The organism is Candidatus Puniceispirillum marinum IMCC1322, assembly GCF_000024465.1.
GTDB lineage: Bacteria > Pseudomonadota > Alphaproteobacteria > Puniceispirillales > Puniceispirillaceae > Puniceispirillum > Puniceispirillum marinum.
The window spans coordinates 2205994-2217194 of sequence record NC_014010.1 but is presented as its reverse complement, the minus strand read 5'-3'; the positions used below and the strand labels follow the sequence as shown (position 1 = coordinate 2217194).

8 protein-coding genes are annotated in these 11201 nt (G+C 51.4%); 1 reads left to right on the top strand and 7 read right to left on the bottom strand.

The genetic code is table 11. The features are described from left to right. Window positions 1-94: 94 nt before the first annotated feature. Window positions 95-1753, bottom strand: coding sequence for a choline dehydrogenase (betA, locus tag SAR116_RS10325; protein ID WP_013046881.1), 1659 nt, complete (start codon window positions 1751-1753; stop codon window positions 95-97). 75 nt (window positions 1754-1828) lie between these two features. Between betA and SAR116_RS10320 the strand changes: the two genes are divergently transcribed. Continuing rightward, window positions 1829-3238: an amidase gene (locus SAR116_RS10320; protein WP_083775284.1), complete on the top strand. Its 1410-nt coding sequence runs from the start codon at window positions 1829-1831 to the stop codon at window positions 3236-3238. Between the two features lie 42 nt (window positions 3239-3280). On the opposite strand, the gene SAR116_RS10315 is transcribed toward SAR116_RS10320, so the two are convergent. The 6 genes from SAR116_RS10315 to SAR116_RS10290 form a co-directional block, all read right to left on the bottom strand. Next, window positions 3281-6409 carry an efflux RND transporter permease subunit gene (locus SAR116_RS10315; protein WP_013046879.1) on the bottom strand — a complete coding sequence of 1043 codons (3129 nt, stop codon included), beginning with the start codon at window positions 6407-6409 and terminating at the stop codon, window positions 3281-3283. After that, on the bottom strand, window positions 6406-7701 hold the full coding sequence (locus SAR116_RS10310; protein ID WP_013046878.1) for an efflux RND transporter periplasmic adaptor subunit: 1296 nt from the start codon (window positions 7699-7701) through the stop codon (window positions 6406-6408). Before SAR116_RS10310 ends, SAR116_RS10315 begins: the two co-directional genes overlap by 4 nt. A 158-nt stretch (window positions 7702-7859) precedes the next feature. After that, window positions 7860-9476 (bottom strand): GMC family oxidoreductase, encoded by a 1617-nt coding sequence (locus SAR116_RS10305; protein ID WP_013046877.1) that lies wholly within the window; start codon window positions 9474-9476, stop codon window positions 7860-7862. Between the two features lie 94 nt (window positions 9477-9570). Continuing rightward, window positions 9571-9975: a DUF6691 family protein gene (locus SAR116_RS10300; RefSeq protein ID WP_041860918.1), complete on the bottom strand. Its 405-nt coding sequence runs from the start codon at window positions 9973-9975 to the stop codon at window positions 9571-9573. Then, window positions 9975-10412 (bottom strand): YeeE/YedE family protein, encoded by a 438-nt coding sequence (locus SAR116_RS10295; protein WP_041860917.1) that lies wholly within the window; start codon window positions 10410-10412, stop codon window positions 9975-9977. The genes SAR116_RS10300 and SAR116_RS10295 overlap by 1 nt, the downstream gene beginning before the upstream one ends. 30 nt (window positions 10413-10442) lie before the next feature. Then, the gene (locus SAR116_RS10290; protein WP_013046875.1) at window positions 10443-11123 is read right to left on the bottom strand and encodes an orotate phosphoribosyltransferase; all 681 of its coding nucleotides are present in this window, start codon (window positions 11121-11123) and stop codon (window positions 10443-10445) included. Between the last annotated feature and the right edge of the window lie 78 nt (window positions 11124-11201).

Here is an 11201-nt window from a genome sequence, read left to right as displayed (position 1 = left end):
TGATATAAACGCCATTCAGGCACTTTGAATTAACTTCATAAACTATTTCACAAAAACCGGGCGCTGACGATAGTTTTGCTATGCGTATGACAACTTATCTTTGTGTTTTTTCCCATGTTGGATGCTCAAAGGGAATGTCATTGGCGCGTGCCAGCGGCGCACGTCCCAGAATATGATCCGACGCCTTTTCGCCTGTCATGATCGACGGCGCGTTAAGGTTACCATTTGTGATCCGTGGAAAGATCGATGAATCAGCCACCCGCAAGCCATCAATGCCAATGACACGGCATTCTGAATCGACAACAGCACCCGGATCATCTACCGCCCCCATCCGTACTGTTCCACACGGATGATATGCACTTTCAGCATGATCCCGGATAAAGGCGTCAATCTGCTGATCCGATGTCTGATCGTCGCCTGGTTGAATTTCATGCCCGCGATAGGGATCCATTGCTGGCTGGCCGATGATGTCACGACTCAACCGGATACATCGCCTGAAATCCGCCCAGTCATCTTCATGGCTCAGATAGTTGAAGCGTATTTCGGGCGCCATCGTGGCGGTGCCATTCCGAATGCGCACATGCCCGCGTGACTTTGACCGCATCGGCCCAACATGAAGCTGGAAACCATGCCCTTCGGCGGGCGCAGTGCCGTCATAGCGGATAGCCACCGGCAGGAAATGATATTGGATATCAGGATAGGATACGCCAGCTTGCGAGCGGATGAACCCCAGCGTTTCAAACTGATTGGACGCACCAAGACCCGATTTAAAGAACAGCCAGCGCGCACCGATGATCGCTTTTGAAAACAGGTTCAGATGCTTATACAGCGTGATGGGTTGCAGACAGGCAATCTGGAAATACACTTCCAGATGATCTTGCAGATTTTCGCCAACGCCCACCCGCTCACACAGCACATCAACACCTGCCTGTTGCAACAGCTTGCCAGGCCCAATGCCCGAACGTTGCAGAATCTGCGGCGAGTTAATCGCCCCTGCTGCCAGTATCACTTCGGCGCGGGCGCGGGCATGATGACGTATGCCATCCTGAAAATAGTCTATGCCAACAGCGCGTTTACCATCAAAGATGATCCGGTCAACCAGCGCGCCTTTTTCAAGCTGCACATTGCCGCGTTTCAAGGCTGGCCGCAGATAGGCATTCGCCGTTGACCAGCGTCGCCCTTTATAAACCGTCATGTCTGCCGCGCCAAAGCCTTCTTGGCGATAGCCATTATAATCGGGCGTTGCCGCATAACCCGCTTGCTGGCTAGCCGTGACAAAAGCATCATGAAGCGGATTATCACGCGGGCCGCGCGTCACATGTAAAGGGCCCGATGTCCCACGCCATGGGGCTTCACCACCATGTGATTGCTCCATACGCCGGAAATAAGGCAACACATCGGCATAGCCCCAGCCCGTCGCGCCTGCTGCTTCCCAATGCGCATAGTCACCTGCATTGCCACGCACATAAATCATGCCATTGATCGACGATGATCCACCAAGCACCTTGCCACGAGGACAGACAAGCTGGCGGCCACCAAGGCTGTCTTCGGGTTCGGCAATATAGCTCCAGTCATATCGCGGCATATTCATCGGATATGATAAAGCGGCCGGCATCTGGATGAACGGCCCCGCATCCGAGCCACCAAATTCCAGAATCAGAATAGTGCGCGTGCCATCCTCACCAAGACGATAGGCCATGGTACTGCCAGCTGACCCTGACCCGACGATAATGTAATCAAACTCTGCATCCATAGGCGTCACTATCCAGCCAGACGTCGCAAACTGTCAAGATGGTTGGCCGCTTAATCTTCGGCTGGGCGTCGAAAAATGACTACCCATGCGGGTAAAATTGAGATGCATTTTCTGGCCATTGCGGTCATACTATGCGCCATGACCTATTTGATTAAAGATATTGCCCACCAGATTGCCGATGGCACACTTAACGCCCGCGACCATATTGAAAACTGCCTCGCCGCGATTGATGATAAAAACGGTCAGGGTCAGAACACATTTATTGAAACCTATCATGACCGCGCCCGCGCCGAAGCCGACGCAGTCGATACAGCCCGCAAGAATGGCTGGGCGTTGCCACCTTTTGCCGGGGTCAGCCTGTCAATAAAGGATCTGTTCGATGTAGCTGGCGATGTGACCAAAGCTGGCTCTATCCTGCTGGCCGATAGCCCGCCTGCTAAAAAAGATGCCACCATTGTTGCACGTCTGCGTCAGGCTGGATTTATTCTGATTGGCCGCACAAATATGACCGAATTCGCCTTTTCGGGGCTTGGCATGAACGTACATTATGGCAATCCACTCAGCCCCTATGATCGCAAAACAGGGCGCGTTGCTGGCGGTTCGTCATCAGGTAGCGCCGTATCAGTCAGCGACAATATGGCAGCGATCAGCATTGGCTCAGATACAGGCGGGTCAACACGCGCACCGGCTTCCTATTGCGGTATTGTCGGGCTAAAGCCCAGCACCGCGCGCATGCCATCTGATGGTGTGTTTCCACTGTCACCATCATTCGACGCGGCTGGCCCGATGGGTAATAGCGTTGCCTGTGTCAGCATCATCGACAGCATCATGGCAGGTGGCGTGGGCGTGTCTGAAACGCCCTTTAACCCAGACGGATTGCGCCTTGCGATACCTGATGGTTATCTGATGGAAAATCTGGATGCCGAAGTTGCGACCGCCTTTGACGCTGCCATAGACCGTCTGCGGGACGCAGGTGTGCATGTACAAAAAATCCGCCTTGACGCGCTCGAAGCCATGCGCCCCAGCAATAATACAAAAAGTATCGTATCCGCCGAAGCTTATGCCGTGCATCGCCAATGGCTGGAAAGTGACCAATCTGATAAATATGATCCCTTCATCGGGCATCGTTTGCGTGGCGGCGCCGATATTCTGGCAGCTGACTATATTGCCATGTTCGAAAAGCGCGATACCGTCTGCCATAACATCAAAATGCAAACGCGCGGCTTTGATGCGCTGGTTCTGCCCACCACACCGGGGATCGCGCCTGCCATTAACGCCATGCCGACCCGCGACAAGCAACTTGAAATGAATGCGCGCAGTTTGCGCAATACGGCGATTTCAAACTATCTTGACCGGCCAACCATCTCGATCCCTTGTCACAAATCCGGCACCGCGCCAGTTGGCTTGTCATTAATGGGGTCACGGCATCATGACCGCCGCTTGCTGGCAATTGCCGAGGGGCTGGAAGCGATCATTCGCGGCTAGCACAAACCAACTCGGCTTTATAAAACCAGACTGTAACAGAAATCAGGCTGAAACGGCCTGGCTTGATCTGCGCCTAATCGATATCTGGCTAAACTTTTTTCCCACCCACATTACCGGCGCAGAGTCGCGAAGCACCAGCATGGCTGGCGTCGCGACCAGCGTTAATACAGTGGCAAAGGTCAAACCGCCAGCGATCGTACTCGATAGCTGTGTCCACCATTGTGACGAAGGCGCACCAACAAAAATCTCACGATCAGCAAGCTTGATGGTCAGTTCAAACACCATCGGCAACAGCCCCAGAATCGTTGTGATCGCGGTCAGCACAACCGGACGGAAACGCACCAGGCCAGCGCGGAATGCGGCATGACGTGCTTTATAACCACGCTTGCGATATTCATTGAACGTATCGATCAAAACGATGTTGTTATTCACCACAATACCGGCAAGCGAGATCACGCCAAGCCCTGACATGACCACGCCAAATGGTTGCCCCGTGACCCAAAGGCCTAGAACCACCCCGCCTGTTGACAGAATGATCGCCGACATGATGATAAAGGCCTGCCAGCCCGAATTGAACTGAAGCATCAACACAACAACCATCAACGTCATTGACAGCAAAAATGATTTCCCCAGAAACGCCTGTGTTTCGGCAATATCTTCATTCTCGCCGCCATACACAATATCGACATTCTGCGTTAACGGCGTTTCGCTCAGAGATGTTTGCAATTTGGCAAATTGTTCGGCAGGCAGCAAACCTTCGCTGACATCCGAATTGATATACATATATCGGCGTCCATCAAGCCGTTCGATATTGCCCTGCTTGACCCGTGGTTGCAGTGACGCAAACACCGATAGCGGCACATAGGATCCATCCGCCGCTGGCACGCGTAACTCTTTCAGCCGGTCAAGATTGCGCTGATCGCCCATGAACCGCATCACAACATCCAGTTCGTCTTCGCTGTCATCGGGGCGGTAATCGGAAATGCGCGCACCGCGTGTCAGCATCTTGATCATTGTGCCAAGGCCAGCAATCGATACACCATGTCGACTGGCAGCATCGCGGTCAGTAACCAATGTCCATTCCAGCCCCGGAAGTGGACGGCTATCGGTGATATCAACAAAGCCACCAATCTCCTCCATCCGCTTGATCACGGCTCCTGCTGCCGCACCGACATCGTCCAGATTAGCACCAACAATGTCCAGCTGGATTGGTTGTGCGCCGCCAGGGCCCTTTTGCGGTTTTTGGATATTGATTTCGACACCAGCGATGCCTTTGACCATCAGCCGCATATCTTCGATGATTGTGTTGGCTTTTTCGCGCTCACGCCAATCGACAAATACCGTACGGATTGTGCCGATTGAATCGCGTGGCGCTTGGTTGCCCGCACCGCCACCTCTGAAAGAACGTGCATAGAAATCGCGAACACCACCAGCCGAAATTATACTTTGCTCGGCTTGCACCACCAACGCATCACGTTCCTTTGCCGATAGATCACCACGGGCAAGCACCTGAACCTGAGCCTGATCGGGTTCGATATCGGGGAAAAATTCAACGCCTAGTCCAGCACTTCCATATCCAATAAAGGCAAAGACCATAAAGCCGATTACCGACCCCATCACCGCCAAAGGACGGCTAATGGCCACTTTCAACACGCGTCGGTAAAACCGCGGGGCAGTTGATGAAATAATACCCTTAGGCACCGATTTTTTACCAATCATGCTACCCAGAACGGGAATGAAAATGAGTGCCATAACCAATGATGCCGTAAGCACACAAATCACAGTGATCGGCAAAAACTTCATGAATTTGCCAACAATGCCTGGCCACACAAGTAGCGGCATGAATACCATCAAGGTTGTTACTGTTGATGAAATGATCGGCCAGGCCATACGCTGGGCACCAACCATATAGGCTTCACGTCGCGTCGCCCCCATGGCAATGCGCCGATCAGCAAATTCGGTCGTCACAATCACCCCGTCAACCAACATGCCCGCAACAAGAATAAGCGAAAACAGCACCACAATATTCATCGTGATACCAAGACTGTTCAGCACCGTGATACCAATCAGAAATGAACCCGGAATGGCCAGGCCAACCAAAGTGGCATTCCGCACCCCTAAAGTTGCCAGCACAACCACCATGACAATGATAACCGCCGCCCCGACATTATTACCTAGATCGCTTAACAGGTTGCGCACATCTTTTGAATCGTCAAACAGATAGCTGACCTTTACATCCTTACCAATCATCGGTGCGGCTGTATCAATAACCGCCCGCGCCGCTTCAACCACATTGATAACATTGGCACCAACACGCTTGCGGACATCAAGCACAATCGCCGCTTCACCATTAACCCGCGACCAGCCTTCGGCCTGCTCAAAGGTACGACGCACAACAGCTACATCACCAAACTTGATTGACGTACCATCACGTGCCTTGATCGGCATGTTGATCAGCTCATCAACACTTTCCAACACCCCCGGCACCTTAACCAGCAATCGGCCACCACCATCATCAATCGCCCCTGCTGTCACCAACTGGTTATTGCCTTGAACAAGACGCGTCACCACTGACGGGTCTAAGCCATAGGCTTCCATGCTTGACGCATCGACCAGAATTTCCAGCACCTCTTCGCGGTCACCACCAATTTCAACCTCAAGAACGCCTGGCAAGGCTTCAATTTGATCTTTAATTTCACGCGCCGCCAGCACCATTGCCCGTTCCGAAACCGGCCCATACAAAGCCGCCGTCAGAATTGGGAATTGTGACAGATTAATCTCGATAACCTTTGGCTCATCGGCATCGGCTGGCAAATCAGGTTTGGCGTCATCAACCGCCTGGCGTACATCAGCCAGCGCACGGTCAATATTTTCATTGGCCGCAAACTCAAGTGAAACCGACCCATAGCCTTCGGCAGCTACCGATTTCATCACATCAAGACCTTCGACAGTCCGCAGATGCTTTTCCAGCGGCTTGATCAGCAACCGTTCGGCATCGCTTGGCGAAATGCCTTTATAACCGACTGATACATAGGCAACCGGAATATCAATATCCGGGGTGGCTTCCTTTGGAATGTCGTTGAATGCCGACAGACCGATTCCGCATAGGACAAATAATGCCAGCAGAACCGCACCAGAACGGGAAAAAGCAGCTTCGATTATGCTGTTCATGATACGGTCTCTAGAACGACATCAACTTTATCACCCGCTTCAACAAAGGCCTGACCAACAGTCAGTACGGTTGCCCCATCAGGCAGACCTGAGACAAATACCTTCTCACCACCTGAGCTAACCATATCGACATCAATCGTCTGCACAACACCATCAATGCTGACCTTGGCAAACAAAGACCCGTCTGCTGACACTGATAAATGCGCAGGCGATATGCCGAATGCCGCGATTGTGCCAACATCAATTGATGCCTCGACAGTGACCCCGCCACGCAATTTGCGATCCTTATTCTGCAACGACACCTCGACATCGAATGTCCGCGTTGCCGGATTTGAACGCGACGCAATTTTTGTGACTTTGCCCTTATTTGTACCAGCCCCTGCTATATTGACATCAACCATGTCGCCGACTGAAATCTGCGCAATGTCATTTTGCGGCACCGCCACAATGACACTCAATGTGTCCATACCAAGGATCGTGGCCGCCGCCGCATCGCGACGCATACGCTCACCTTTTTCAACATGCAATGTCTCGAGCAAGCCGCTGACAGGTGATATGACCGTCGAATCCTCAAGCTGGGTTTCTAGTGCCGCAAGCGATGCCCGTGCCGCTTCAACACGCGCCATATTCTGCGCAACTTCCAGCTCTGACCGATAATTCTGGGCGGTTTCGATCTTGGCAAGTTGAACGCGGGCATTTTGATAATCGGCTTTTAACTGCGCCAATTCCAGCGGAGCTGTAAAATTATCTTTGGCCAGCTCATTGGCAATCGCCAGGCGCTTTTCGGTCACAACCAGATTAGCCCGCGCGGCGGCAAGTTCTTCTTCTAAGGTGCCTTTTGATTGCTTTTGTGCGGCATCATAAGATTTTTCTGCCGCATTTAACTCAGCTTTTGCCGCTGCAATCTGCTCAGGCAAGGTGCCTTTATCCAGAACAATAAGTACATCACCTAATTTGATTTCACTTCCTTCGGTTGCCGGAATATCAATGATATTGCCATCGACCTTCGATGACACGGTGACGTCAAAGGCCGCTTCGCTGACTCCATTGGCGCGAACCGTACGTGTAATCATCTCATTCTGAACGCTTATGGCTGAGACTTTAAAGTTACCCGCACCATCAGATTGCGTTGCGCTGTCTGCCTCGTTATCGGTGGCGGCTTGCTCGTTGTCATTTATCGCCGCCAACGTTTCATTCATAGGCGTATCGTTCATGAATGAACCAGAGGCCATCCACAGACCAACAAGCAAGGCAATCAGACCTGCCCATAAATATGATGATTTTATTTTCATTACAGTTCGCCCTGCTTAATTGAATAAACTGATCGGTCAGATATAAAAATGTTATCTGCACATGATTCATACCACATACATTCGACGCTGATCATACACCATAGTAAAATACAATTATCGAACCATTCACTTGGGTTCGATTTTAAATGGCCTCAATTTCACGAGGTCTCGGCCAGAATAGACTCTGCAGCTTTATGCGCCACCATTATTGTGGGGGCATTAATATTTGCCGAGGTAATATTTGGAAATACAGAAGCATCAACGACTCGCAATCCATCGACATCATGGACTTTCAGATCCGAATTTACAACCGAATTTTCGATTGATGTTCCCATACGGCATGTACAGGACGGATGAAAAATTGTTCCACATCTTTCCTTAAAGTCAGTAATAATATCGTCGTCGCTCATCGCGTCAAGTGGCGTATTTGGCGCAGCTGACAGTATCTGTTGAATAGCGGGGGTGTTCTGTAGCTTGGCGATAAAGCGTGCCATCTTCACAACATCATCAATATCCTTTTGGTGGGTCATATAATTGCCCAGAATATGCGGTGGCGTAGAGGCCTTTTCAGACGTGATTGTAATCGTGCCTGTGCTGGCTGGCCGACAGCTATTGAAACCAAGGATGAAACCAGGAAACGCATCCGGCTTTAACAGTGGACGCTCATTATGAAATTTAATCTGATAGCTCACCGGATTGGCATATATCTGCGCATCTGCCACCGCCAAACTGGGATCTGTTTTGACCAGCCCACCAATCTGATTTACGCTCAATGAAAGCGGGCCAGATCTACGCAGAACATATTTGATACCCGCCATAATACGCCCTGACCAACGTCCCAGCACATTATTTAAGGTCGGCTTGTTCGCCTTGAAATAATAATTGATGCCAAGATGATCCTGCATATTCATGCCAACATGCGGATGATCTATTTTGACCGTAACGCCAGCCGCACGCAGAACCTTGCCTGGACCAATCCCCGACACCTGAAGCAATTGTGGGGATTTAACCGCACCTGCCGACAGAATGATCTCGCGATTAGCACTAAAGGTTATCTGCGCGCCCTTATATCTGCACAGCACCGCGCTGGCACGCTTGCCCTGAAACAGAATGCGTTCAGCATCAATATTCGTCATCACCGTCAGGTTTTTGCGCTTTAGCGCGGGATGCAGAAAAGCCACCGCGCTTGAGCATCTTTTGCCATTACGGGTTGTGATCAAATAAGACGATATGCCCTCGCCTGACTGTGACGGGGTGCGATCAAACGGGGTCTGACTTTGCTCGCACATGGCAAAGAAATCGTCTTTCATCGGATGCAAACTCGAAGATGGGTCAGAGACTGTTAGTTTGCCGTCGGCATTTTTGACTTTGTCTTTGGCATCGACCATTTGTTCAAAAGCGTCAAAAACCGGTTTGACTGATTGATAGTCCCACCCCGGATTGCCTGCCGCCGCCCAGTCATCATAATCTGCCGCAACGCCGCGATGATAGACCAGCGCGTTGATCGAACTTGACCCGCCAAGCACACGGCCACGCGGCCAATATATCTTGCGACCATCAAGGCCGGGTTCGGGCATTGTTGAAAATCGCCAATTCACATTACGATCATAAAAAGACATGCCATAGCCGATTGGCGCACGTATCCAAAAGCGATCATCGGACGGACCCGACTCCAGCAATAATACAGAATGACGGCCATCGGCGCTGAGCTTGTCAGCCAGCACACATCCTGCCGAGCCAGCGCCAATAATAATGTAATCAAATGATGTTTTCATATGCTAGGCGAACCACTGCTCATACTCAATCTTAGGCTAGCTACTTTTCATGCAAAATCCAAAATAGGCAATTATATTTTTGGATTTTGATGGGTTATCTGATCACTTTGCCAAGCCACAAACCAGCCATCATCATAACCGCAAAAAGCACGACATCTGCTGGGCGCAATAGCAATGATGAAATAACCGGTCCGGGACATAATCCGCCCAATCCCCAGCCAATGCCGAATAATGCACTACCCGCCAGCAACCGGCGATCAATATCCTGCGCTGTCGGCAATCTGAAGCTACCGCCAAATAATGGTGTTGCCCGCTTCATCAACAACTGATGTCCGATTAGATTGACGATCACCCCGCCGCCCATGACAAAAGCCAGCGACGGATCCCACAAACCGAAAATATCCAAAAATCCAGCGATCTTGGATGGGTTCAACATGCCCGCAATCGCCAGCCCGATGCCAAACAATCCCCCAATGACAAAGCTCAACAGCAACGGCATCACATCACCCCCGCATGGCGCACAAGATACACCGTAATCACCGCCGTCAGCATAAAGGTCATGACCGCCACCAATGACCGAGGTGATAACCGTGCCAGCCCGCAAATGCCATGCCCGGATGTGCATCCAGATCCCAGCGCCGCACCAAAGCCAACCAGCAAGCCTGCCAGCGGCAGAACCCAGCCCGAAGCCACAGGTGTAATCTCGATATCAAAATGAAACAGACCCAGCACAAGCGGGCCAATTATGGCACCTGCCACAAATGCGAGGCGCCAACTATTACTATCATCTGCATCAGGCCGGACCAGACTGGCAAGTATGCCGCTGATGCCCATCACCCGCCCCTTGACCGCCATCAAAGCGAGGGCGGCAAGACCAATCATCCCACCGCCAATAAGTGCGCTCAACGGGGTAAAATTCATCATATCAATTGTCATCAAAAAACGTCCTTTCGCGAGGGTGGATTATCAAACGCCACCATGTGCCTTTGACCAGGCGCGTGGATCATTCAGAAAGGCTTCAACCGCCGCCAATGTCTTGGCATCAAACCGGTCTGTTTCCTTGCACGCCGCCAACACATCCCACCATGTAGCAAGATAATGAAGCGAGATACCCTCAGCCGCCAGCTTTTCCGGCGTATCCTTGAAAATATCATAATAGAAAATCACGAATGTATGCGCCACCTCGGCGCCAGCTGTGCGCAGGGCTTCGACGAAATTCAGCTTGCTGCCGCCATCCGTGGTCAGATCCTCGACCAGCAGAATACGCTGCCCGTCATGAATATCGCCTTCGATCCGCGCATCGCGGCCAAACCCCTTGGGTTTTTTGCGGACATATTGCATCGGCAGATGTGTCCGTTCTGCAAGCCAGGCGGCAAACGGGATACCAGCAGTTTCACCACCAGCAAGCGCATCAAGGCTTTCATGACCGATATCATTCATAATGACGGTCGCGCCAAAATCCATCATCGCCGCGCGCATACGTGGAAATGAAATGATTTTGCGGCAATCAATATAGACCGGACTCATCATCCCCGATGTCAGCTTGAAAGGTTCGTCGGCACGAAACAGAACCGCATCAATTTCAAGCAACATGCGGGCAACAGCCCGCGCCATATTTGCCTTATCATAAACATAGGGCGATGACATGAAGCAACTCCAGAACTAGCAACCAAACAGGGCCATTACGGCAGTTTTACAAAACAAACCTGCCCTTAAAAAAACACA

Coding starts and splice junctions, on each gene's coding strand:
- betA (WP_013046881.1), bottom strand. CDS start 1,753: ATGGATGCAGAGTTTGATTACATTATCGTCGGGTCAGGGTCAGCTGGC.
- SAR116_RS10310 (WP_013046878.1), bottom strand. CDS start 7,701: ATGAAAATAAAATCATCATATTTATGGGCAGGTCTGATTGCCTTGCTT.
- SAR116_RS10295 (WP_041860917.1), bottom strand. CDS start 10,412: ATGACAATTGATATGATGAATTTTACCCCGTTGAGCGCACTTATTGGC.
- SAR116_RS10300 (WP_041860918.1), bottom strand. CDS start 9,975: ATGCCGTTGCTGTTGAGCTTTGTCATTGGGGGATTGTTTGGCATCGGG.
- SAR116_RS10305 (WP_013046877.1), bottom strand. CDS start 9,476: ATGAAAACATCATTTGATTACATTATTATTGGCGCTGGCTCGGCAGGA.
- SAR116_RS10320 (WP_083775284.1), top strand. CDS start 1,829: ATGACTACCCATGCGGGTAAAATTGAGATGCATTTTCTGGCCATTGCG.
- SAR116_RS10290 (WP_013046875.1), bottom strand. CDS start 11,123: ATGTCATCGCCCTATGTTTATGATAAGGCAAATATGGCGCGGGCTGTT.
- SAR116_RS10315 (WP_013046879.1), bottom strand. CDS start 6,409: ATGAACAGCATAATCGAAGCTGCTTTTTCCCGTTCTGGTGCGGTTCTG.